Annotated in this window: 21 protein-coding genes and 1 tRNA gene; 7 read left to right on the top strand and 15 right to left on the bottom strand. The window is 56.3% G+C overall.

Annotation, left to right across the window (positions count from 1 at the left end; translation table 11 throughout):
* Positions 1-16: 16 nt before the first annotated feature.
* The 3 genes from ACYSMN_RS21680 to ACYSMN_RS21690 all read right to left on the bottom strand — a co-directional run bounded on the left by ACYSMN_RS21680 (position 17) and on the right by ACYSMN_RS21690 (position 1935).
* A complete protein-coding gene (locus tag ACYSMN_RS21680) occupies positions 17-838 on the bottom strand; it encodes a universal stress protein (RefSeq protein ID WP_488926014.1) in 822 nt (273 codons plus the stop codon).
* A 222-nt stretch (positions 839-1060) separates the two neighbouring features.
* On the bottom strand, positions 1061-1324 hold the full coding sequence (locus ACYSMN_RS21685; RefSeq protein ID WP_488926015.1) for a hypothetical protein: 264 nt from the start codon (positions 1322-1324) through the stop codon (positions 1061-1063).
* 26 nt (positions 1325-1350) lie between these two features.
* The gene (locus tag ACYSMN_RS21690; RefSeq protein WP_488926016.1) at positions 1351-1935 is read right to left on the bottom strand and encodes a hypothetical protein; all 585 of its coding nucleotides are present in this window, start codon (positions 1933-1935) and stop codon (positions 1351-1353) included.
* Between the two features lie 180 nt (positions 1936-2115).
* Between ACYSMN_RS21690 and ACYSMN_RS21695 the strand changes: the two genes are divergently transcribed.
* A complete protein-coding gene (locus ACYSMN_RS21695; protein ID WP_488926017.1) occupies positions 2116-2397 on the top strand; it encodes a GNAT family N-acetyltransferase in 282 nt (93 codons plus the stop codon).
* Positions 2398-2577: 180 nt separating this feature from the next.
* On the opposite strand, the gene ACYSMN_RS21700 is transcribed toward ACYSMN_RS21695, so the two are convergent.
* From ACYSMN_RS21700 to ACYSMN_RS21710, 3 genes are all read right to left on the bottom strand, one after another.
* A complete protein-coding gene (locus ACYSMN_RS21700; RefSeq protein ID WP_488926018.1) occupies positions 2578-4896 on the bottom strand; it encodes an endonuclease in 2319 nt (772 codons plus the stop codon).
* A gap of 253 nt (positions 4897-5149) precedes the next feature.
* Entirely contained in the window at positions 5150-5698 is a 549-nt protein-coding gene (locus ACYSMN_RS21705) for a fasciclin domain-containing protein (RefSeq protein WP_488926034.1), read from the bottom strand.
* Positions 5699-6214: 516 nt separating this feature from the next.
* Positions 6215-6889, bottom strand: coding sequence for an SOS response-associated peptidase (locus tag ACYSMN_RS21710; RefSeq protein WP_488926019.1), 675 nt, complete (start codon positions 6887-6889; stop codon positions 6215-6217).
* Between the two features lie 105 nt (positions 6890-6994).
* Here ACYSMN_RS21710 and ACYSMN_RS21715 point away from each other — a divergent pair, with 105 nt between their 5' ends.
* On the top strand, positions 6995-7285 hold the full coding sequence (locus ACYSMN_RS21715) for a hypothetical protein (RefSeq protein ID WP_488926020.1): 291 nt from the start codon (positions 6995-6997) through the stop codon (positions 7283-7285).
* A gap of 600 nt (positions 7286-7885) precedes the next feature.
* Here ACYSMN_RS21715 and ACYSMN_RS21720 read toward each other — a convergent pair.
* Positions 7886-7957: transfer RNA gene (locus ACYSMN_RS21720), tRNA-Arg, on the bottom strand.
* A 141-nt stretch (positions 7958-8098) separates the two neighbouring features.
* Here ACYSMN_RS21720 and ACYSMN_RS21725 point away from each other — a divergent pair.
* A complete protein-coding gene (locus tag ACYSMN_RS21725; protein ID WP_488926021.1) occupies positions 8099-8593 on the top strand; it encodes an Ohr family peroxiredoxin in 495 nt (164 codons plus the stop codon).
* Positions 8594-8867: 274 nt separating this feature from the next.
* Positions 8868-9458 (top strand): GAF domain-containing protein, encoded by a 591-nt coding sequence (locus tag ACYSMN_RS21730; RefSeq protein WP_488926022.1) that lies wholly within the window; start codon positions 8868-8870, stop codon positions 9456-9458.
* 384 nt (positions 9459-9842) lie between these two features.
* Here the strand turns inward: ACYSMN_RS21730 and sucC are convergent, their stop codons facing one another.
* Both sucC and ACYSMN_RS21740 read right to left on the bottom strand, forming a co-directional pair.
* The gene (gene sucC, locus ACYSMN_RS21735; protein WP_488926023.1) at positions 9843-11042 is read right to left on the bottom strand and encodes an ADP-forming succinate--CoA ligase subunit beta; all 1200 of its coding nucleotides are present in this window, start codon (positions 11040-11042) and stop codon (positions 9843-9845) included.
* A 274-nt stretch (positions 11043-11316) separates the two neighbouring features.
* On the bottom strand, positions 11317-12261 hold the full coding sequence (locus ACYSMN_RS21740; RefSeq protein WP_488926024.1) for a glycoside hydrolase family 113: 945 nt from the start codon (positions 12259-12261) through the stop codon (positions 11317-11319).
* A gap of 336 nt (positions 12262-12597) precedes the next feature.
* Here ACYSMN_RS21740 and ACYSMN_RS21745 point away from each other — a divergent pair, with 336 nt between their 5' ends.
* Together ACYSMN_RS21745 and ACYSMN_RS21750 are read left to right on the top strand one after the other, a co-directional pair.
* Positions 12598-13260, top strand: coding sequence for an ABC transporter ATP-binding protein (locus ACYSMN_RS21745; protein ID WP_488926035.1), 663 nt, complete (start codon positions 12598-12600; stop codon positions 13258-13260).
* Between the two features lie 486 nt (positions 13261-13746).
* Positions 13747-14550, top strand: a complete 804-nt coding sequence (locus ACYSMN_RS21750) for a hypothetical protein (RefSeq protein ID WP_488926025.1) — start codon at positions 13747-13749, stop codon at positions 14548-14550.
* A 69-nt stretch (positions 14551-14619) separates the two neighbouring features.
* Here ACYSMN_RS21750 and ACYSMN_RS21755 read toward each other — a convergent pair whose 3' ends face one another.
* Positions 14620-15177, bottom strand: a complete 558-nt coding sequence (locus tag ACYSMN_RS21755; protein ID WP_488926026.1) for a hypothetical protein — start codon at positions 15175-15177, stop codon at positions 14620-14622.
* A gap of 367 nt (positions 15178-15544) precedes the next feature.
* Between ACYSMN_RS21755 and ACYSMN_RS21760 the strand changes: the two genes are divergently transcribed.
* A complete protein-coding gene (locus ACYSMN_RS21760; RefSeq protein ID WP_488926027.1) occupies positions 15545-17470 on the top strand; it encodes a RecQ family ATP-dependent DNA helicase in 1926 nt (641 codons plus the stop codon).
* 209 nt (positions 17471-17679) lie between these two features.
* Here ACYSMN_RS21760 and ACYSMN_RS21765 read toward each other — a convergent pair whose 3' ends face one another.
* From ACYSMN_RS21765 to ACYSMN_RS21785, 5 genes are all read right to left on the bottom strand, one after another.
* Positions 17680-18114, bottom strand: a complete 435-nt coding sequence (locus tag ACYSMN_RS21765; RefSeq protein ID WP_488926028.1) for an organic hydroperoxide resistance protein — start codon at positions 18112-18114, stop codon at positions 17680-17682.
* 38 nt (positions 18115-18152) lie between these two features.
* Positions 18153-18518: a MarR family winged helix-turn-helix transcriptional regulator gene (locus tag ACYSMN_RS21770; RefSeq protein ID WP_488926029.1), complete on the bottom strand. Its 366-nt coding sequence runs from the start codon at positions 18516-18518 to the stop codon at positions 18153-18155.
* Positions 18519-18755: 237 nt separating this feature from the next.
* The gene (locus ACYSMN_RS21775; RefSeq protein ID WP_488926030.1) at positions 18756-19055 is read right to left on the bottom strand and encodes a rhodanese-like domain-containing protein; all 300 of its coding nucleotides are present in this window, start codon (positions 19053-19055) and stop codon (positions 18756-18758) included.
* A gap of 96 nt (positions 19056-19151) precedes the next feature.
* Positions 19152-21050: a T9SS type A sorting domain-containing protein gene (locus tag ACYSMN_RS21780; protein WP_488926031.1), complete on the bottom strand. Its 1899-nt coding sequence runs from the start codon at positions 21048-21050 to the stop codon at positions 19152-19154.
* Positions 21051-21368: 318 nt separating this feature from the next.
* Positions 21369-22154, bottom strand: coding sequence for a PASTA domain-containing protein (locus ACYSMN_RS21785; protein ID WP_488926032.1), 786 nt, complete (start codon positions 22152-22154; stop codon positions 21369-21371).
* Positions 22155-22357: the final 203 nt, after the last annotated feature.

Below are 22357 nucleotides of genomic sequence, written 5' to 3' on the forward strand. Positions count from 1 at the left end.
TTGTAGCTACTACCAGCTACTCGTGGCCCGGCAGCAGCAACACCGGCAGCGTACTATGCAGCACCACCTGCGCCGACACGCTTCTGTTGAACAACTGACCTAAAAAGCTGTGCCGCCGCGCAATGAGCACCAGCAAATCAGCTTGGGTTTCGGTGGCAGCTTGCAGAATGCCCCGCGAAGGGGAGGAGTCACGCATGCGGTGCGTCTGGATGTGAGGCAAGTTTGTGCCAAGGCCGCTGTGCAGCACCGTGGCCTTGGCTATCGTGCAGTCGTTGTTGTCTTCGGGCTCGGCCACGTGCGTTACCGTAAGTGCGGGGTGCAGTCGTTGCAACAGCTTTTGAATGGCCACGATAACGGGCTCGGCCAGGCGGAACGGCTGCCCATCGGCGGCCAGCGTAACGCGGCCAGGTGGCACAGTAGCACCCGTGCTGGCAGGCACTACGAGCAACGGAACAGGGGTGGCGCGCAGCAGCGTGAGAGCAGTGCTGAACACCAATTCATTGGGGATATTTTCCGTGTCGGGCTTGCCCAGAACAACAAGGCCAGCCCGGTGCCGCGCCACAGCTGCCTTCACCCCTACCGATACTCCTTCCGCAACGGCTTCCACCGCAGTAGGCACCCGTATCGAGGCGGCGCGTTCGGCTAGCGCGGCCGTTACTTCGTCTTCGCCCAGGTGCTTGATCTTGCCCGTAAAAGTATCAGCATCGAGCAGCGACTCGCGGCGAATGTGCAGCAGGACCAGAGAGGTGTGCAAAGCTTCCGCCAGCGCACCGGCATAGGCTAAGGCATGGTCAGCAGCGGAAGTGAAATCGGTGAGAACGAGAAGCGGAGTGGGCATAGGGTGGAGTGGGTGGAGCAGAACATTGCTCGTTATCCGCAACGGCACGGCGGAAGGTTACACCGCAGTGCAAGGCCGCTTTGCGTGCGTACCTAGTCTTGTCTTCGCAAACCTTCCAGCCCAAGCCTGAAAATGCAAACGGACCTATGCTGAAGCCGCCTGTTAGCAAGAAGAAAGCCTTCCATGGTGCATGGAAGGCTTTTTATATCAGGCAGACAGCGTCTAGCGGTTGTTGTCGTCGATGGGGTTGTTGAAGCCCGGATCGGTGAACTGTTCGGTGATGGCCGATGTGCCGAGGCCCGAATTCGAGGTGTCGTCGGGGATGCCTATCGTTTCCTCGTCTAGTCGGGCGGAGGTGTCGAGCGTGCCTTCTTCGTCTTGCTTGTAGCCGTACAACTCCTCACGGTGCTTGCGCTGCTCTTCCGTGAGATTAGCGCCCGATTTGGGGTCGAGGGCATCGGCGGGATTCTGGTCGTTGGAAGCCATGTAGCTAGGAAAATGCGGGGTGAAACTTACTTGCCGGGAATGCCTGCACCATTGTCGGGCCGCAGGGCGCTGAACTCGTCAGGGTTGTCGTTGCTGCCGTCGTTTTGCGTTTTCCCGCGCGGCTCGCCGGGGGCGTTGTCGTCGTCGGCGGGGCCGGTGCTAGGGTTGGCGGGCTCGTTGGTGGCCCAGTTGCGGGTGCCGCCGCCGTAGCGGGGATCGTCCTTAGCCCAGCTATCGCGCTGCTCCTCGTAGTCGGCGTTCTGCGCTTGGCGGGCCGCTTCGGGGTCGAGGTTCTGCGGCACGCTGCCCCGCTGGTCGGGCTCGGCGTAGGAGGGAGCCGCCGTGCCGCCGGGGTTGTTACCGGCTTGCCGGGAGTTGGTTGCGTTGGTCTGCGTGCTGGCACCCGAGGGGCTGGCGTGGCCGAAGTCGCCGTAGTTAGGCGTACCATTGGAGGTGTTTGGGAGGGCCGCACCCTGGCCGGCGGTGTGGCCGGCCGTTGTAGGCGCGTTGGCGTCGTGGGTGCCGCGCTGAATGTTTTCGGGCTTCTGGCCGTGCTCAAACTCGTCGTCGGCCCAGTTATCGTCTTGGCCGTTGGTGGGGTTGGTTTGCATAAGCGGAATACGTAGAAACAGGGAAAGAACAAGGCTCGGCTAGCTGAGCCCTGCCATTGCACCTGCATACGCAGAGCAGTGCTTCAGTGGCTAGAATGCCCACCTAAAAAATGCTGGCTCCGTATCTTGCCTAGCCACTACCCGGTTCGTTTTCATCTCGTCTTCTCTTTCCATTTCCTCATGAGCGTTTCCATCGAACACCATCCCCAGGACCAAGAATTTACCACCACCGTCGATGGGTACACGGCCGAACTGGCCTACAGCCTCCCCACCGACGGCGTTATCGACTTCACGCACACCTTCGTGGATGAGGGGCTTCGAGGCCAGGGTGTGGCCGAGGCAATGGCCCAGGAAGCCCTAAACTACGCGCGGCAGCAGGGCCTGAAGGTGCGCACCAGCTGCCGGTTCATGGCTGCTTTCGTAGGCCGCCACAAGGAATATCAGGATCTGCTGGCCGAATAAGGTTTACAGCGCACCTTATTTAAGGTTTTGGGCTCGGGCTGTCTTCGACTAATTCCACTAAGCCTAGTCCTACTGATCTGTCCTACCACACCTCTTCCCGAAGTGTCAAAAAAAGCAAAACCCCGGTTCTGATGAACCGGGGTTTTGCTTGTACGGCCAGAATGCTCTAGCAATCAATCATTAATGCCTCACGGCCACGCGGCTGGTGTAGCGTACGCCATCTACTACCACCCGCACTGAGTAGAGGCCGGCCGGCAGTGTTTGCACGTCCAGCGTGGCGGCGTCGGCCCCGGTGAGGGTGCGTTCCTGGCGTAGCACTTGCTGGCCCAGCATGTTGTAGAGCTGAATATTGGCAGTATGATGCCCGCGCAGGCCAAGCACTTGTACCTGCACGGCGGTGGCTGCCGGGTTCGGGTACAGGGCCAAGCCAGTGTTAAGCGGCGCGTTTTGCACCGTCGAACTCACGATGCAGGCCGTGCTGGTGTGGCTGCCCACGTTGGTGTACACGTCGGTGCCTACGGCTTGCCAGGTGCTGGCGCCCGTGGCCCAGTTGGTAGTGCCGCGGGCCACGGTGGGCTTGCGCACTAGGGTGTTATTCGTGGTAGAACCGCCGCCCGGAATGGTCCAGGTAGCACCGGGGTCCGTGCCAATTACGCCAATCACGTCCAGCGTATCGGTGCCATCAAAAAGGGCAATAGCATCATTACCATTGAAGAAAGCCACCGACGATTGTAGATCCGTCTGAGCAGCTACCGACGACGACGTTACGCCAGTATTGGCTACCACGTACACGTCGCCGGGTGCGATGGTACCAGTTAAGGCCTGTGTGGTATTTGGTGTGCTCGAGCCATCACGATATAACTCAATACGAATACCCGTAAGGCTGATGGGGCTGCCCGTGGGGTTGAAAATCTCTACCACTTTCGTATTGCCAGCGGAGCTTTCTACGTACTCCGAAAAATACAGATCGGTACAAGGCGAGCCAGCCGGGGCCTGGTCGTCGTTGAGGAGGGTGAGCGTGTGCGTAATGGGCGCAATGACGAGGATGGAGGCATTGGAAGGCGTCCCCAGCCGCAGCCGCACCGTCTCGTTGGTTTCGGGATTCACATCGCCGTTCACAGTTACCGTCACGGGCTGGGTGGTTTGACCAGCGGCGAAGGTTAGAGTGCTAGTAGTAAGCACGTAGTCTGTCGCATCAGCAGTAGTGCCGGTTGTTTCTACCGTCACGGGCACCGAGAAACCGCCCGCCGGTACACTGGCGACCGTCACGCTTACGGTGTAGGTGGTAGTGCCGCTGTTGCCTTCCATGATAGAGCCCGTAGCCGCCGCGAAGCGCACCGAAGGCGGCGTGCCGTCGTCGTTGGTGATGGTTAGTTCCTGCGAGGCTGGCCCACCGATGGCGCTGCCCGAACCAGGATTTTGCAGCGTCAGCACCACCGTTTCGTCGGCTTCGGGCGTCGTGTCGCCGTTCACCGTCATGGTCACCGTCCGGGAAGTCTGAGCCGGGTTGAACGTCAGCGTCTGGGGCGAGGTGAAGGTGAAGTCGGTGCCATTCGTAGCCGTAGAGTTGGCGGCATCTAGGCCCACTTGCACCGTAATAGCCGAGGTAGGCGCGGGCGTAACCGTGACGGTAGCCGTGTAGACGGTGGTGCTGCTGTTGCCTTCTGGCGTGCTGGCCGTGGCAGCCGAGAACGAGAAAGTAGGTTGCACTTGGAAGCCCCAGGCGCGGGCCACGAGGTCAGGGTAAGCAATGTAGGGGTTGAAGTTGCCCTGGCTTTTGGCCACGCGGCGGTTACGCTCCCGCTCCCGAGCATCCACCGGATCGGCGAGGTGCCACTGGTAGAGCGTATTAAGGTTGGCCAGCGCCGAAATCATGTCCTTGCCCGCATCAAAGCTTTGGCCTTGGTGCATGGTGTAAAAGTAAAATGCCGCGCGGGCCAGGTTGCCCTTATGGTCTTCGCGGGGCTCAAACTGCGAGTTGGTGTCTTCACTGTACTCCTCGATGTTTGAAGTCGGAATAGTAGTCTGGCTGTTCAGGCCCCGAATCCACTTCTGCGTTTGGGCATCCGGAATTTCGGCGAAAGGGTCGGAGCCACGGTCGGAGTTCCATTGAATAACGGTTGGGAACAAGTGGTGAATGTCGGAGCGCATGCGCACCACCTCATTGAACCACGACTGCGGAATACTATGCTCGCAGTTGATATTGCTTACCACGCCGGGGTTGGTGCTGGTAGAGTCGAGGCGCACCGTCTCCTGGTAGCCCGAATACACGCAGGTCACCTTGCCCTGAAAGTTGTCGACGTAGTTATACATCTTGCCACGGGCCGTGTTGTAGCTCAGCTCTGTGCGTTTGCCATCGTACCAGTTTTGGCGCAGCCAGTCTTTCAGCGCCTGCCCTTGCAGGTTGGTAGGTGGGGCCGGCGGAAGAGTTTGGGCCGAACCTATGAGGCTGCTCAAGGCCAGCGCCGCTCCCAGCAATCGGGCGAAAAAGTGTTTCATTCGGTAACTAAAGAGGTGTGTAAAAAAAGCGTCGGTAAAGGTCGGAATTTCCAAGCAAGACGATATGGCTAAATTGTTAAAAGGTTGGCCTTTATTTTAAACTCCTGTAGAATAAAATGAGCCCTTATCTGGACGTATCAAACCGGATAAGACATAAAAAAAGCCTGCTTCGGGAGAAGCAGGCTTTTCAATAAAAAATGCTTAGATGGCTGGTTGTTCTAACTGTTCGTTAAACAACCATTAAGCCATTCAGCTATTTCGTCGGCATCAGAACGGTATCAACTACGTGAGTCACGCCGTTGCTCGATACCACGTTGGGAATCGTTACGGTAGACATGCTGCCTTTGGCGTCCTTAAGCATCACTGAATTGCCTTGCTTCATGACAGTCAGCGTTTCGCCTTCCACAGTGGTGAGCGTCTGGCCATTGGTCAGGTCGGCAGCCATCAGACGGCCGGGCACCACGTGGTAGGTCAGGATGGTAGTTAGTTTCTGCTTGTTCTCGGGCATCACCAGCGTGTTCACGGTGCCAGCGGGCAGCTTGTTGAAAGCAGCATTGGTAGGAGCAAAGACCGTGAAAGGACCCGCGCCCTTAAGGGTTTCCACCAAGCCACCAGCCTTCACGGCGGCTACCAGGGTGGTGTGTTCCGAAGAACCTACGGCGTTGTCAACGATGTCCTTATCGGGCGTCATCATGGCGCCACCCACCATCACACCCGTAGAAGTCGAAGTAGTGGTAGTCGTTGAGGTGGAAGTGGAGGAAGGCGACGTAGCGGCATCACTGCTCATCTGCATGTTTTTCATGTCGGCGCCTTTGCGGGGCTTGGCGGTGGCCTTCATTTTCGAGCCATCCTTGGCTTCGGCTTTCACCTTCATTTTGCCGTCGTCATCCACCTTGGTTTTGGTGGTCATTTCGGCGTCTTTAGTCTTGGTCTTTTCCTCGTCCGACTTCGTTTTGGTTTGTGCCAGCGAAGTGGTGGCGGCACCAGCAGAGAATAGGAGTGCTAGTGCGGCGATGGAAAGGAGTTGCTTGAACATGGTGGAGAGAGTAGGAGTAAGAGGGAAAATTGAGTCTCGGAGCCTGATACGTAACAAGGTCAACAATAGATATAGATAATCTCGTAAATCTGTTTTTTATAATATATAAACTTTGTTTTTCAATCATATAACCTCTTTTGAACGGGTAATTTAAGTAGCTGCCAAGCCCACATAAGAGTGTCATGCCGAGGCAGCGCAAGGAATTTAGGAGCACTAGCTGAGAAACAACCCAGATTCCTCGCGCTGCTAGAAATGGCATTCGCAAGCAACCCAACTCCGGCGCTACGCCGCCGGCAGTAGCACCGACGGGTCATTGTGCGCGGGCGAGTTAACCAGCGTACTCACCACGTACTCACGCATGAGGTTGGCCGGATACGGTTGCAGTAGGCTTTGGTGGTCGGTCGGCGATACGCCATCATCGAGCCAAGCCTGTTCCGCCTCGCGGTTCGGCAGAATTACTGGCATACGGTTGTGCAGGCGGGCCATCAGCGAGTTGGGCTCGGTGGTGATAATGGTGAAAGTGGGCAGCACTTCGCCCGTGGAGCGTTCCACCCACTCATCCCAGAGGCCAGCAAAAGCGTAGGGCTGCTCGTCCTGGAGTAAAATACGGTGTGGTGTTTTGGGGCCCTTAGTTCCGCCGGTTTGCTGCCACTCGTAAAAGCTGTCGGCCAGCACCAGGCACCGACGGCGCTGCAGCAGTTGCCGAAAAGAAGGTTTCTCCGCCAAAGTTTCGGCGCGGGCATTGATGGGTTGCGGCCCGGCACCACGCTCCTTCACCCAGGCCGGCACCAGCCCCCACTGAAACAGCTGCACCTGGTCCGGCGCGGTATTCGTAACGACGGGCAGCCGTTGCGAAGGTGCCGCATTGTAGTTGGGAGCCGCCGCTTCCGGCAGCACCACGCCAAAGCGCTCCGCAATGGCCGGAGCCGGCGTGATGAAAGTATAACGGCCACACATAGCTGAAACGCAGGTTGATGAACGTTCTAGCAAACGGGAGTGCGCCGGTAGAGGTTGGCAAGAAAGCACTAGGATCCACAAATGCAGCCCTTATCCGAATCCGATATGGCAGTTCGTAGCTATCCGCCGCTGGCACGTGGCGTCTTAGCTGGCTCTGTCGATGAGGTCCAGTATTTCCTCGTACGACTGATCCACGGACATGCTTTGAGGATTGCCTTCTTGATCCTGCAGAGACAAAAGGAATTGGGAGCCAGACCCAACCAGATTCTTGCTGACCGTAGCTATCGCACGCAAACTGATAAGTTTCGGGACTCTGTCGATGGTTACCTGAATAAAGCCTTTCATGTGAAGAAGTGGATTTGTCTAGAAATTGTGCCAGCTATCCTTGAGCAATAGAAGTAATCGAGCGGCGGGTGAAAAGGCCTCGTAGAAGCACGGCGGTAGTAATAATAGCAGGTACAATTATAAATAGGTCCTTCGCAATCCGAAAGGCGTCACTAACCATCTGAGGGAAGGCTAACGAGGTGTCGTACACAGTCCAGAAGGTATAGCAGATGAAAATAACTTTTGCCCATACTTTGCCGCTTCGGATGAAGATTCCGAAACCGACCATTAATAGTATTGAAAGAGTAAAGGAGAAGCAGTACATAAGCATAGGCACTAGGGCCTGCTTAGCGAGTGGCGTAAAGCTATCGTCTTCCAGGTTGTAGCTTATATGTATCACCAGGCAAATGACAATCCAAAGGAAATAGAGGCTGGAAGCCAGAGCGTCACTCTTACGAGTGGTGTTCACATGAAGTAGCGTTAGAGAGGATAGCTATTCCAGCTACCTTTGAACAGCAAGATTGCTTTATATTCCGACTTAACCAATTTAGTGCTCAATCCAGAGCACTCGCTTCAGGGAGAATTTACTTTTTGACGATAAGATAGATCAGTAGCGATATTTTAGCTGCTAAATAAAAAAGCCCTTCAGCATTACGCTAAAGGGCTTTTTAGTGGTCGCGCTAGGAATCGAACCTAGATCAAGAGCTTCGGAGACTCCCATACTATCCGTTGTACTACGCGACCCGGTAAGGAGGGGCAAAACTAGAGAGAAAAAGCCGCCGCGCAAAACCCAAGGTGGCATTTTCTGCAAAATCATGTTCGGCCCGACCACAACCTTCCGGCTCGTAAAGCAGTTAATCTAAGCTCACACCCCGAACTTTTTCTATGGCTACCAACGAAAAAAAGAATCTCTACACCGCCGACGCTGCGGCCGTAGGCGGCCGCAGCGGCCACGTACGCTCTGCCACTGGCGTCATCGACATGGATATGTCGGTGCCGGAAGGCTTGGGCGGTAAGAAAGGCGCCACCAACCCGGAAGAGTTGTTCGCGGCAGGTTATGCCTCATGCTTCCAGCAGGCCTTGCTCGTCATTGCTCAACGCGCCGGCGACAAGCTCGATCCGCAAACTGAAGTGAAATGCTCCGTGACGCTGTTTCAGGAAGGCGAAGCTTACGGCCTCTCTGCCATTCTAGACGTCGACCTGAAGGCATTCGACCACGATAAAACTGTTGACATGGTGCGCCAGGCCCATACTATCTGCCCCTACTCAGTAGGCACTCGTGGTAATATGGAAGTGGAGCTGCGCGTACAAGGCGAAGCGATTCCGGTGCAAGCTGAAGAAAACCACGGCGTAGCCGAGAAAGGTGGCGTCGCCTCGTAAAGACCAGATTTAGGCTGCCTCGCTGAGTGATGCAGTCATAGACCATAACGGTAACGTCCCGTCTGGCTCTAGCCTAGCGGGACGTTGCCTTTTTCGAAGTATTCGAAAAGTTTGGCGTGGTCTAGCTACTGCGTGCTACACAGTTCCGCTCAGTAGCCAGACTTTTAAGTTTGGGCAATGACATGACTAAGCTGGACTTGGAATGGCACGCACCCGAGTGAATGGAAAAGCTTAAGTTGGCAGCAGAAGAGCTTCCTCGAAAACAATTCCTGCCATGTCCCAAGACGCTAACTCTGCCAACATATACACGCGCAACGCCGTGACAGGCGCCACGCCTAATCCGTTAATGCCCACTCCCGATGCCATCGACGAGGAGTTTGCGCAGCACGCCAACGCCGTGCTCAGTGGGGCTGTGGAGCTGGTGCGCAAGCTCATTGGGGCGCATCAGGCCGCCGCAGCCGTAGTGATACAGCAAGACTGGCGTTACGTGCGCAAGTTTTTCTCTCTGTCGGAGAAGTACGCCGATTGGAAGGCCTACGACACGTCGGCCGTGGGCTACGGCATTCATGCTTGGCTGCTACGAGCCAATTACACCGTGCGCCTCACCCAAGCCGAGTTGGAAGCTCACCCGGAATGGAAGGACTTCGGTATCGAAAACGGCCGGCACCCGCCCATGCGCGGCTGGCTAGCCACCCCCATCATCGATGCGCAAGGCGTGAATTGGGGCCTACTGCAACTTTCTGACAAGTACGAAGGGGACTTCACAGCCGAAGATGAAGCCCATTTCGTGCAGTTCGCCCAGCTGGTATCTGGCTTGCTTGATGCCCGTTGGGAAATCCGCAACATGAAGAAGGCTGCTTGCTAATAGCTGTTCCGTTGTTCCTCGGCACTTCGCACTTATGCAGAGAGTGTAGGCTGTAGCAACCTCCAAACCAAGTTGCAGAGCCGGTTGGTGAGCCCCGGCGGGGCGGCACATCAGTAAAAGAACCGAATTCAAGAACAAGCAAGCCTCATTGGAGCGACACCTACATTGCAGCGTGTCGCCCCGATGGGGCTTTACAACGACAGTTGAAACATAGCTACCGACATGCCGCCCCTCCGGGGCTTCCAAGAGCCGCTCAGGCACAACAACGTAAGTAAAGTTCTTTCTTCATTAGGACGACAGACATTGTAAGGAGCCTCGAAACGCAACAGGCCCATCCAGTTTCTGGATGGGCCTTCTATTTTTACATTGAAATTAACCAGCAGTTTATGCTTGGCTAGCCAGCACTTCTTTTACTTTCTGAGCGGCATCTTTCAATAGGACAGCCGAGTAAACTTTCAGGCCGCTTTCATCGATGATACGGGCGCCTTCTTCCGCGTTGGTGCCTTGCAAACGCACGATGATGGGCACTTTGATGTCGCCAATGTTCTTGTACGCTTCCACCACGCCCGTCGCCACCCGGTCGCAGCGCACGATGCCCCCGAAGATGTTGATAAGGATGGCTTTCACGTTCGGGTCCTTCAAAATGATGCGGAAACCGGCTTCTACGGTCTGTGCGTTGGCTCCACCCCCTACGTCGAGGAAGTTGGCCGGCTCGCCGCCGCTCAGCTTGATGATGTCCATGGTAGCCATGGCCAAGCCGGCGCCGTTCACCATGCAACCCACGTTGCCATCAAGCTTCACGTAGTTCAGGTTCGAGGCCGAGGCTTCCACTTCCAGCGGATCTTCCTCGTTGGTGTCGCGCAGCTCCACGAAGTCCTTGTGACGGTAGAGGGCGTTTTCGTCGAGGGTTACTTTGGCGTCCACGGCCAGAATCTTGTCGTCCGAAGTTTTCAGGACGGGGTTGATTTCGAACATGGCCGAGTCCGTTTCGTCGTAGGCCTTATAAAGCGCCTGCACGAACTTCACCATTTCCTTCTGCGCCGCGCCGGTCAGGCCCAGGTTGAAGGCAATTTTGGCGGCTTGGAAGGGGCGTAAACCCACGCGCGGGTCTACGTGCTCCTTATGAATCTTCTCGGGGTGCGCCTCGGCCACCTCTTCGATATCCATGCCGCCCTCGGTGGTATAGATGATAACGTTCTGGCCAACGGTGCGGTCCAGCAGTACGCTCATGTAGTATTCCTTGGTCTCGGAAGCGCCAGGGTAGTACACGTCCTGGGCTATCAACACCTTGTGTACTTTGCGGCCCTCGGGGCCAGTTTGCTTCGTGACGAGCTGCATGCCAATGATTTGACCGGCCAGCTCACGTACTTGCTCCAGGTTTTTAGCGAGTTTCACTCCGCCCCCTTTGCCGCGGCCACCGGCGTGAATCTGAGCCTTGATAACGTGCCAGCTCGTGCCGGTATCTTCGGTCAGCTTCTTGGCAGCTTCTACAGCCTGCTCAGCCGTGTCGGCCACAATGCCTTCCTGCACGCGTACGCCGTAGCGCTTCAGAATTTCTTTGCCCTGATACTCGTGAATGTTCATAGAGGTCGGTTAAGAGGGGTTCGGGGTGGTTTACTAGGCGCGAAAGTAGGCAGAAAAGAGTTGTTAGTTTTTGGTTGTTCGTTGTTAGCTGCTAGTCCTTGACTCTTTGTGGGAAGTAGCTACTATCCTTACACGCGGCGGCATGGAGTATCAACTCAGAGACTATACGTTTTGCTCGAACGAAGCGCAATGCTACATGCCGGTCTTGCCCAGCGTAAACCAACAGCTTAGACCAAGTTCACCAACAACCAAAAACGAACAACCAAAAACGAACTCACTTGCCGTACCAGCTTGCCATTACTTGCTCGGCAGGCTTGTGCTGAGGCGTGAAGTCGAGGTGACGGTGGGCTGAGCCATTGGGTTGCAACCCCGGATACCATTTCCACACAAACAAGCCCCCGAACCATGGCTGCGGCCAGAACGTCTCGAATAACGCTTCGTAACAAACGCGTTGCGTTGCCTCGTCTGCGGGTGTGGGAGTGGCCTGCCGGTCGGGCCAGGCCCAGGGCTGAATGGCCGCGTCGGGCGTGGTCTTGTACCCGATTTCAGTGAAAATGACTGGCTTCTTAAATCGTTTCTGCACCACCATGATGCGACGCAACGGCTCCTGCCAGGCTTGTAGCAAAGCAGCTTTAGCGGGCCGCTCCGTTTGGCAGAGCGGAAAGTACGCCTGAATCCCGATGTAGTCCAGCGCGTCCCAGAAACGCACTTGCTCAAACTCGCCGCTCCAATTGGCCGCGTACGTGAGCTGCCCGTGGTATACCCGTCGCACCTCCCGAATCAGGGCGCGCCACTCAGCTTCGTGCGTCACTGTTTGTTGCAGCTCCGTCCCGATACATAGCGCCTCCATGCCGCTGGCTTCGGCCAGCTGGGCGTAGTGCAACAGGAACACTGAATAAAAAGCGAACCAGACCTGCCAGTCAGTAGCTGAAGTCATCTGTATCTCGCCGGGCCAGGAGCCGTGCAGCCACAAATGAGGCTTAAGCAGGGTGTGAATGCCCCGCTGCCGGGCCCGTTGCGCCGTAAGAACGAGACCCTGGTCACTTTCTCCCCAGTAATTGCGGCTGCCTCTGCCGGTGTGCATCCGCACTTCCGGCGTAGCGGCTCCAGACTGCCAGCCAAAAGGCGTTTGGGCAATCCAGGTGACGTGCGCCCGCACCAAAGGCTCCATGTCTTGGCTGGACAGCGAGTCGGAACCCACCCAGTTGACGCCTTTCAAGCGGACTACTTGGGCAAAAGGGACATTAGTTGCCGGGAGTGAGGTCGACTGACTGCGCCAGAATTGCCAGCCTGTACCCGTTCCAAGCAACACCGTTACTGCCAACAGCAGGTACAAGGGCCGCGAAAAGCGAGGTGTAGAGGGAAAAACAGCCATGGTCATGCGCAGCGCTATCAGAGGAAGTCAGGAGCCTAAATTTGAGTAAAACTAGCCATATCGTATGCGCGTTAGTAGGCCAGTTTATTGACGCCGCCGAAATACGGCTGGGCTGCGTAATCTGCGTGGCAAACTGTAGATTTGTTTCCCTTACTCCGGCTCACTTCACCTGGTTCTATTTTGCTGCAAGCCATCAACGTTCGTAAAAGCTACAATACGCTGGAAGTCCTCAAGGGCATTGATCTGACGATAGAAAAGTCGGAAATCGTGTCTATTGTGGGTTCCTCGGGCGCTGGCAAGAGTACTCTGCTGCATATTCTCGGCACGCTCGACAATCCAGACTCGGGCGAAGTGTTATTCGAAGGCGAGTCGGTGAGTGCGCTGAAACGCTCGGAACTCGCCCGCTTCCGCAACCGCCACATTGGCTTCATCTTCCAGTTCCACAACCTGCTGCCCGAGTTTACGGCTCTCGAAAACGTGTGCCTACCGGCCTATCTGGCGGGCCGCTCGGAAAAGGAAACCCGCGTGCGGGCCCGGGAGTTGCTGGGCATGCTCAACCTAGAACGCCGCGCCGACCACAAGCCCAACGAAATGAGCGGCGGGGAACAGCAGCGCACGGCCGTGGCCCGCGCCCTTATCAACTCGCCCCAAATCATCTTCGCCGACGAGCCCTCCGGCAACCTCGACTCGCAGAACGCGCAGGAGCTACACCAGATTTTTTTCCTGCTTCGCAAGGAGCTAGGTCAAACGTTCGTCATCGTGACGCACAACAACCAGCTAGCCGAAATGGCCGACCGGAAGATTACAATGAAAGACGGCCATATCTGGGAAGGCCCCAACTGATGTGGCTTCAGCAATGCTCATGCGGCTCCATTGCTCAGGGTTTAAACTTTGAGTGATGGAGCCACATGAGTTGGGTTATGGATGGGAAGCTAGGCAACCTATACTCCACCGTAGCCGTTAGAAGCCCAGCAGTGCCTAGAATCGGTGCCGCTATCTTACTGATCTTGGCAACGCGTCCGACCTACGACCCGGACCGTTAAGCGAAACCCCTTGCTCCGTTACCGGAACGGAGCAAGGGGTTATTTTTTTGTCCGTGAACGGTCAGCATTTCGTTCGTGTTTTGAGGTCTTCAGAGGGCCTCGGATATGGCAGTGAAACCTAAAAAAGTTAGTCGACTAATAATTTTGGAAATTAAGTTTGTAAGTACCTGTAGGTCAGTAATAAAAAATGATCAAAAATTTCCGATTTTTTGCACCTTTGTGGGGGCTGAGGCGTTACATACTCAGAACACAAAACGGTACTACAGGACATTAACGAAAGAACGCCATGAGCGAAGCAACCAAGACCATCAAAGAGCCGGTTCGCAAGACCAAAGTTGAGAGCTACGATATCTCGCGCTCCGACGAAACGTTGCATCTGGCCACTGATCTGGCCAAGTTCATTAAGGAAAACAAGCTCAGCACCAATGTGCAGGGCAAAGACTACGTGAACGTAGAAGGCTGGCAGTACGCGGGCTCACGCCTCGGCATCGTACCCATCGTAGACCATGTCATCAACGTATCGACGGAGCAAGAGCTGAAATACCAAGCCAAAGTGACGCTGTTTGATCTGCGTTCGGGCCATACAGTAGGCGCAGGTTTCGCCATCTGCTCCAATAAAGAGCAGGGCAAGAAGTTCTACCAGGAGTTTGCCATCATGAGCATGGCCCAAACGCGGGCTATCGGCAAAGCATACCGTAACATTCTGGCTTGGATCATCCGGGCTGCGGGTTACGAGCCTACGCCGGCTGAAGAAATGGAGTACGGTGGTAACACGCCTGCTGCCCAGCCCGCCATGACGGTTGCGCCTACTCCGGCTCCGGCCGCTGTAGCTGCTGCTGCGCCAGCGCCCATGAAAGCAGTACCTGCTGAGCCAGTTGTTGCCGAAGCTCCGACTCCTACGTACGCTTCGGCTTCCCAGAAAGAAGAAATCATTCGTCTGCTGAACCACCCCGTTATCACTCGCCCGGAGAAGACCAAGATGTTGCTCAACATCAACCGTCTGGATGAGGAGCGCGCCACGCAGGCTATTGCAAAACTGCGCAAAGCCATTGAAGACCGTGAGAATGGTCAGACGGCTGCCGCTGCTTAAGCTCGGTCTTACTTATCTATCTCTATCCTTACGTGCAAAAAGCCCGGCTCCGCAAGGAGCCGGGCTTTTCTATTGTTTGGCAACCGAATTTGGAGAAGGTGCAGGCTCAGGCGAAAAAAGCCGGTTTTCTAGGGCTTTGATAAGATTTCCGGTATCCTCGCGGGCCTTTAGCATAGGCATTAGCCTCTCCTTGTATATTTCTTCCACTGCTGGCGAAACAGGCGGCTTGAACTTAGCGGTCTTTAGCCAGCTGCAAGCTGATTCAGTATCGGAAAATAGCGCTACAACCGGCGACTCTAACTCGAACAGCGCTATTTCGGTGTAGTGCTGGGTGCTTAAATTGGGGGAGTATACCCACGCAATGTATTTCATGCCCCCCACCACAATATAGGGTAGGAACTCGTTGGCAAGCCACGGAGATATATCCGCGGTTAAGTTCATCACGTTGGTGTTGTCGTTGAGGACCTTGGTGTAATTGCCTTGCAGGAAGTACTTGGAAATTTTCATGCATCCTTCCTGCACAATAGGCAAGGTAAGGTCGCCGCGCCAGTCAATATAAAGCCAGCCGTTCTCGACATCGTTATATATGGCAAGGGTGGGGGACTCAGTGAGTAGTTGTAGATCCATAGGAAAGAGCTAGCCGACTACTGAGGTGAGAGTTGAGAGGGACATGGTACTCGAATTTAGTTAGATTTTAAGGTGTGTTAGACTTATTGGAGGGCGGAGAGAAGGAGATGGGCCACAATATAGGAGCATATTGATTGATAAAAAATAATAAATCTTCTTTTGTTTCAATTTAATTCTCCTACTGAGTGTGCTATTCTGTAGTCTAATAGCGTATAGAAAAAGTTGCCAGTGAGTGTGGTGGGCCTAGGGAATTGGAGACCAGATAGCAGCAACAAGCAACAGCGTTTCTGTGCCTAGTAGCAAAAGCCGCCGTAGTTTTCTGTAAGCCAACAGTACCTTTGCCGCTTGCCTTGTTATAGCTACAAAAGTGCTGCACCCCACCGACGATATTCTGCTCGTATTGCGCCAAACGTGGGGCCATACCGCGTTTCGGCCGTTGCAGGAAGATATTATTCGGTCGGTGCTGGCGGGGCAGGATACGCTGGCTCTGCTACCCACGGGCGGCGGCAAAAGCATCTGCTTTCAGGTGCCAGCGTTGGCGCGGCCCGGCCTCTGTTTAGTGGTATCGCCGCTGATTGCGCTAATGAAGGACCAGGTGGAAAACCTGCGTAAGCGCGGCATCAAGGCCGAAGCGGTGTACGCGGGCATGAGCCACCAGGAAATCGACCAGACGCTGGATAACTGCGTGTATGGGCCCGTGAAGTTCCTGTACGTTTCGCCGGAGCGGCTGCTAACGGATATGTTTCGGGCGCGGATAGCAAAGATGAAAGTGAGTCTGCTGGCCGTCGACGAGGCGCACTGCCTTTCGCAGTGGGGCTATGATTTCCGGCCGCCTTACCTGCGGATTGCCGAGCTGCGCGAAATGCTACCGGGCGTGCCGTGCATTGCCCTCACGGCCACGGCCACCGAGCAAGTCCGGGCCGATATTGTGGAGAAGCTAGGGTTTGGCACTGCGCACCAGGTTTTCCAACAGAGCTTCGCGCGGCCCAATCTCTCGTACTCGGTGTTGAGCACGGAAGATAAAATGCGGCGGCTGCTGGAAGTGGTGCGCGGCGTGGGGCCCGATAAAACCAGCATCGTATATGCCCGCACTCGTCGCCAGACCGAGGATGCGGCCAATTACCTGCGCCAGCAAGGAGTAGCAGCGGCGGCTTATCATGCTGGCCTGCCCGCCGAGCAGCGCACCCGCACCCAACAGGATTGGATGCAAAACAAGCTGCGCTGCATGGTGGCGACTAACGCCTTCGGCATGGGCATCGACAAGCCCGACGTGCGCTTGGTGGTACACCTCGAGGCGCCCGACAACCTGGAGGCCTACTACCAAGAGGCCGGCCGCGCGGGCCGCGACGAAAAGTACGCCTTTGCCGTGCTGCTGCAAGGCCCCAACGATGCCGACGAGCTGCGCCGCCGCACCCAGCAAGCTTATCCGCCGCTCGACACGGTGCGCCGAGTGTATCAGGCGCTGGCCAATTTTTCGCGCACGGCCGTGGGTGGCGGCGAGTTGGTGGCCTTTGATTTTGATATTCAGCAATTCGCGGAAACCTACCGCATCAAGGCGCTAGACGCGCACAACAGCCTACGGACGTTGGAGCGGGAAGGATTTGTGCAGGTGAACGAGGCCGTCAACAACCCTGCCCGCGTGTACATCCCCATCGACCACACCGACCTGTATCGATTTCAGGTGGCTAATGCCCAGCACGACCAGCTCATCAAAAGTCTGCTGCGCTTCAACGGGGGGGAATTGTTTGCAGGTTTTCAGCGGATTTCCGAAAACAGCCTGGCCCAGCACTTGCGTCTGAGCGTGGCCGATGTGCGCAAAATGCTGGTGTTTCTGCACCGCTCCGGCATCATCCAGTATCAGCCCCGCCACGACTCGCCGCAGGCCCTGTTCACGACCCCGCGCCACGATGCCGACAAGCTGCCCCTGGACCAAAAGCGCCTCAACCAAAGCCGGGAACTGGCCCGCCACAAAACGGAGTCCGTTATTCGGTATGCAGCAGGCGGGCGCTGCCGCCAGCAATTACTGCTTGAGTATTTCGGCGAGCTAGATGCCCCCGCGTGCGGCGTTTGCGACTTTTGCCTTGCCAAGAAGAAAGCCAGACAAGAGCCCACGCCGTCCGCACTTCGGGAGCAACTGCTGACCTTACTGAAAGCCACGTCGCAAACACCACGCGAGGTGCTAACTCACTTCGCGCCTGGCCAGGCCACGGCAGTTACTGCGCTGCTGCGGGAGTTGGTAGAGTTAGCAGAACTGCGCTACGCACCCGACGGGCGGCTAATGATTCGAGAGTAAGAAAAGTCAAAAGACCTAAATCTCCGCTGTAGCTGTATTTCGGGGGCGGCTGGCTAGTGGAGTTGGCGATTCTGGTTGCAGACAGAAACTAGTGAAAAGCAAAAAGTCATCCTGCACCTGTCAAGGAAAACTTCGGGAAGAAACGGCTATCGTTCAAACCCAAAATTCCTTGGCAAGCACAGGATGACTGGATATGCTTCTAGGCGGCTTTAGGCGTTGGTTGTGGTAGTGAGGTTCACCTCGATGTTGCCACGGGTAGCGCGCGAGTAGGGGCAAATGCCGTGAGCGGCTTCTACCAACTGCTCGGCCTGCGCCTGCTCTACGCCAGGAATGTTCACGTGCAGATCAGCGGAAATACCGTAGCCGCCATCCTCTGCTTTACCGAAGCCAATGAAGGCTTCAACCGTTACGCCTTCGAGCTTCACGCCGGCTTGGCGCGCAGCTACCCCCAAAGCGCCTTCAAAGCAAGCAGAATAGCCAGCGGCAAAAAGTTGCTCTGGATTGGTGGTGCCGGGCTTACCGGGGCCACCCATTTCCTTGGGCGTGCTCAGCGTGAGGTTCAGCACGTTGTTGTCGGTAGTTACGGCGCCGTCGCGGCCGCCTTTGGCCTTGGCTTGCGCGGTGAAGACTTTTTCGATTTTCATCGGAGAAAGAGAGAAAAGTGGAAGTGAAAAAAGCTGTACTAAGTCAGCTGGGTAAGCAAGGTGTTGAGCTGTAGCCGGAGCGCCGCAAATTCGGCGGGCTCCATCTGTAGCTTGGCAAATATCTGCTCGGGAATGGCGCAGGCTGGCTTATGTAGCGCCTGGCCGGCGGGCAGCAATTCAATCAAAACCGACCGTTCATCGCGCGGGTCGCGGCGGCGGCTGAGCCATTGTTTTTGCTCCATGCGCTTGAGCAGCGGCGTGAGCGTGCCGGAATCGAGCAGCAGTTTGTCGCCGAGTTCCTTTACCGTCAGTTCTGTGTGCTCCCAGAGCAGTAGCAGCACGAGGTACTGCGGATACGTAAGGTCCAGGGCCTGGAGGTAGGGCTGATAGGCCTTGGTCAGCATTCGGGATACTGCGTAGAGTGGGAAGCAAAGCTGGTTTTCCAGCTTTAGAGCCGAGTCTTTATGAGTGGAAGGAGTGGAGCTATTTACCATAATTCAGCAGACAAACCAGCTTTGGTTGCGCAATGTTTAGTTGTGTCCAATTAAAATCGATGCGAAATCACAACTGATTGACTTGTAATAGAAAAGGCCACGCTCAAGTAGAGCGTGGCCTTTTCGATAAGAATTATGGAAAGAAAGCTAGGCTTGCTGGTAGGCCTGAAAGCCGCCTAGCAGGTTGCGTACTTGCGTAAAGCCCTGCTGCGTGAGATAGGCTTTAGCCGAGGCCGACCGTCCGCCACCCTTGCAATGCACAATGATTTCCTGGTCTTTCAGATCTTCCATTTCATCCAGCTTTTGCGGCAGCATGCCCAGCGGAATGTTCTGGCTGCCGTCGATGCGGCCTTCCTCGTTTTCCCAAGTTTCGCGCACGTCAATGATGATTGGCTTTTCGCCAGCGGCCTGGCGCTGCTTTAGCTCGGCAGGGGTGATGTCGGGCATACTAGTGGTAAGTGGGGGGATGAAGAAAACACTGCTTAAAAGCAAAGGTGAAGAAAACCACGCAAACTGGCTGCCTTCTGGTTCAGCTTCATTCACTTATTTTGTCAGCACCAGGCGCTTGGCTACTGTCAGACCATCGGCCAGCGTGAGTTGCACCAGGTAGAGGCCCGCTGGCAGCTCGCGCAAGTCTAGAGTGGGCTGGCCGTGCTGCGTTTGGGGTTGCTGCCAAGCCACCCGGCCCAACGCGTCGAGTACCAGCGCTTTGGCGTAGCGGCCTTGCACCTGCACCCGACCATCGGCCGAAGGATTGGGATAAACAGCGTAGGCTGCGGCTACCGAAGCTGGTGCCACGGCCAGCACGTTGTTGTTCATTATTGGGCGCAGCATCAAGGCCCACCCTTCGTAGAGCGGCAGCGACGCCGTGACCAGCGGCTCCCAGAAGCCCTGCGTAAACTGCCACGACGCATCCGGCGGCGTTACGTTGTTCAGGTCGATGTTGATGCTGAGCGGCGTCACGATGGGACCATGGCCGTACCCCACGTAAAATTGGCCGCTGACCGGCACCGGCGTCGGCAAGACTACTTCCAAGAACGTTTGACCCGGCAGCAACGAGTCGGGCAGCGTTACGCTCACGCTCTGCTTTGGCATCGCCATGGGGGCGTTGTTGTTGGCTGGGTCTGCGTCCCACACGTTCAGCGTGATGCGGCGGCGGGCGGCGCTAGGGAAGGCTGGCGAAATACGAATGCTGCGCACCTGATCAGGTTTGTTCAGGTCGAAGCGCAGGGCGTAGAAGTTGGAAGCCTGGCCGGGGGGACGGACGCTGACCGTGGCTTCGGCGGTGCCGTCGTCGAAGGCGAAATAGTTGTTCAGCTCCGTGAGGCGCGAAATAGTATCGTTGGCAAGCGTTAGCGGATTGGTGTTTTGTTCGTTCGTGGTGAGGGCAAGCTGGTGCCGGATAACTTTGGCTTCGGGCGTAACCGGCACGGGGCTCGTGCGCAGGTTGCCTTCCACGCGGGCCTGAAACTGCGGGCTGCTCAGCACGAAGCCCGGCGTGGTGCTGAACGGGGCCACCGGCCCGGCAGGCAGCACCCGCAATGTGCCCAGCCACTGGCCCGGCACGGGAATGTTGGTGGTAGACAGGTTGTTGATGGTGGTGAAAGTGGCCGGGTTGAGTTGGCTGGTGGGGTCTGCAGCGGCGTTGTACTGCCACACGGGCAGAGCCGTGCCGCGGGCCAATAAGCTACTCAGCGGCCTGCTTGTGGCTACATCCTGATACAGAGAATCCGATACCTGCCGAACTGGCGCGAGCCGCACGTAGTCGACGCTCCAGGCGTCGAGGTTGCGGGTCAGGTTGCCAATGGCCCGAAAGCGAAACTGGAAGTTGTTGTGAAAGTAGCGGGCCTGGTCGATGGCCAGGAATTTCCGGCGGAAAGCCGTGCGCGTGTTGCTGGTGTTGCGTTGCTGCCAAACGCGCTGCCAATTCCCGTTGTTGTCTTTGAATTCCACCTGGAAAGCCACCGTAAACGAGGAACTGCTGCTGGAAGGTGCGCTGAGGATGTTGCCGGCCTGCCAGTAAAAGCCAAGGTACAGGCGGTCCGCCGCCGTGCTACCACTCAAGTCAATGGGTTGCGAGGCCAGGGTGTCGAGGGAGCCCGAGCCGCTGACGGTGCCATATTCCGTGCCGTTGGTGCGCAGTCCGTCGAGGGTGGCGGCTCCGCGAGTGGGCGGCTCAAACGGCAGCCGGTTGCCGACGAGCACGCCGCCGGCCTGCTCCCACCTTTGCGAGTTGGGCAGCCCGTCTAGGGGCGAAGTGAAATCGTCGAAAAAAGGCAGCGTGAGGGCTTGGCCCCGCTGCGCGGTAGCGGCGGGCTTGGCCGTCGGCAGCACGGCGCGGCCCGGGTCGTTGGTTAAGGGCTGAATGAGCTGGGCGCGGCTAGCCAGCGGCAGTAAACTCAGCAACGATATAACGGACAGACGTAGAAGTTTCCGACTCATTATGGGCAACAAAGTAAGAGGTGAGAGGGCGAGACGTTGATACATAAGACCTTAGCTGTGAGATGTTAAATACAAGGCAAGCGAATGCTCTTGGCTGTTCTTCGTTTCTCAAACAAAAAAGAGTCTCACTTCTTATGTCTCGAAGTCTCATATCTTATTAAGATACCTGCCTCAAACGTGCTGGTAGGACATAAGATTTTAATCGACTAAGAAAAAATAGCGTTGCAACCGGCGTCGTATGTCAGAAAAATTCCCCGCCCGCGTGGTTGTGTAGCACCAAACGGGCGGGGAAATACGGTCTATTTTCTGTGCATTAGGCTACTCCACGCTCTTCACTGGGGCCTGGCCCACCACCCAGATATCGACGAGCTGGCCCATGCGGATGGTGGCGCCGGGGGTGGCTACGGGGCGCTGCTTTACCACAGTGCCGTCGGCTTCGCCGTTTTGCGCGGCTTGGTAGAACACCTCACCTAGCTGCAAGCCTTGGCCGCCGAGCAGGGTAGTAGCTTCATCCACGGGCATATTGACAAGGTTGGGCACCGGGAATTCTTGGTTGCCGAGTCCGTCGCCCACTTCGAGGTCTACTTTGGTGCCTTTGGCGATGGCCGCGCCGGGAGCAATGTCTTTGCCGCCTACCAGTTGCCGCAGCACCGCGTTCTGCTGAATATTGGGCACCAGCTTGATTTGCCCCACCGTAAGGTCGTAGCTGTTGAGAATCATCTGGGCATTCTTCACCGAGCCGTCCGTGAGCTTGGGCATCTTAATCACGGGCGGGTTTTTCATGGCCACCGTGATGTAGATTTTGCGGTCTTCCTTCACCTTCTCGCCGGGCGCGGGGTCCTGGTTGAGCACCGTGAAAGGACGCGTACCGGGGTTGTACGAGCTGTCATCGACGTAGAAGCGCAGGTTGCGCTGGTCGAGGTAGTCTTCGAGGTCGGCCTGGTTCATGCCCGTTATTTTCGGCACCACAATGGTTTCGCCGTGGTTGGTGGTGAGGGGCAGGTACACGAAAAAGAATCCGAAAACCAGCGCCGCCGTGACCAAGCCAATCACCAGCAGGTGCTTCACAAGGTCGAGCGGCGTGTCAGATTTGAGAAAAGACATTTTTTGGGGAGGAGCTAAGAGCTGGAAGCTAGGAGTGAGGAGGCGAAGGTATTTAGAAAATAGAGCTAGAATTAACTCCCCTCCTTAAAAAGGAGGGGTGGCCACAGGCCGGGGTGGTAAAGTCGTTACACGATTACTAACTCTAGTCTTCTAGCTCTAGTCAACCACCCCGGCCTGCGGCCACCCCTCCTTGAAAAAAGGAG

It is taken from the genome of Hymenobacter sp. M1-2 (assembly GCF_057808495.1).

Coding starts and splice junctions, on each gene's coding strand:
- ACYSMN_RS21680 (WP_488926014.1), bottom strand. CDS start 838: ATGCCCACTCCGCTTCTCGTTCTCACCGATTTCACTTCCGCTGCTGAC.
- ACYSMN_RS21685 (WP_488926015.1), bottom strand. CDS start 1,324: ATGGCTTCCAACGACCAGAATCCCGCCGATGCCCTCGACCCCAAATCG.
- ACYSMN_RS21690 (WP_488926016.1), bottom strand. CDS start 1,935: ATGCAAACCAACCCCACCAACGGCCAAGACGATAACTGGGCCGACGAC.
- ACYSMN_RS21695 (WP_488926017.1), top strand. CDS start 2,116: ATGAGCGTTTCCATCGAACACCATCCCCAGGACCAAGAATTTACCACC.
- ACYSMN_RS21700 (WP_488926018.1), bottom strand. CDS start 4,896: ATGAAACACTTTTTCGCCCGATTGCTGGGAGCGGCGCTGGCCTTGAGC.
- ACYSMN_RS21705 (WP_488926034.1), bottom strand. CDS start 5,698: ATGAAAAACATGCAGATGAGCAGTGATGCCGCTACGTCGCCTTCCTCC.
- ACYSMN_RS21710 (WP_488926019.1), bottom strand. CDS start 6,889: ATGTGTGGCCGTTATACTTTCATCACGCCGGCTCCGGCCATTGCGGAG.
- ACYSMN_RS21715 (WP_488926020.1), top strand. CDS start 6,995: ATGGCAGTTCGTAGCTATCCGCCGCTGGCACGTGGCGTCTTAGCTGGC.
- ACYSMN_RS21725 (WP_488926021.1), top strand. CDS start 8,099: ATGGCTACCAACGAAAAAAAGAATCTCTACACCGCCGACGCTGCGGCC.
- ACYSMN_RS21730 (WP_488926022.1), top strand. CDS start 8,868: ATGTCCCAAGACGCTAACTCTGCCAACATATACACGCGCAACGCCGTG.
- sucC (WP_488926023.1), bottom strand. CDS start 11,042: ATGAACATTCACGAGTATCAGGGCAAAGAAATTCTGAAGCGCTACGGC.
- ACYSMN_RS21750 (WP_488926025.1), top strand. CDS start 13,747: ATGAGCGAAGCAACCAAGACCATCAAAGAGCCGGTTCGCAAGACCAAA.
- ACYSMN_RS21755 (WP_488926026.1), bottom strand. CDS start 15,177: ATGGATCTACAACTACTCACTGAGTCCCCCACCCTTGCCATATATAAC.
- ACYSMN_RS21765 (WP_488926028.1), bottom strand. CDS start 18,114: ATGAAAATCGAAAAAGTCTTCACCGCGCAAGCCAAGGCCAAAGGCGGC.
- ACYSMN_RS21770 (WP_488926029.1), bottom strand. CDS start 18,518: ATGCTGACCAAGGCCTATCAGCCCTACCTCCAGGCCCTGGACCTTACG.
- ACYSMN_RS21775 (WP_488926030.1), bottom strand. CDS start 19,055: ATGCCCGACATCACCCCTGCCGAGCTAAAGCAGCGCCAGGCCGCTGGC.
- ACYSMN_RS21780 (WP_488926031.1), bottom strand. CDS start 21,050: ATGAGTCGGAAACTTCTACGTCTGTCCGTTATATCGTTGCTGAGTTTA.
- ACYSMN_RS21785 (WP_488926032.1), bottom strand. CDS start 22,154: ATGTCTTTTCTCAAATCTGACACGCCGCTCGACCTTGTGAAGCACCTG.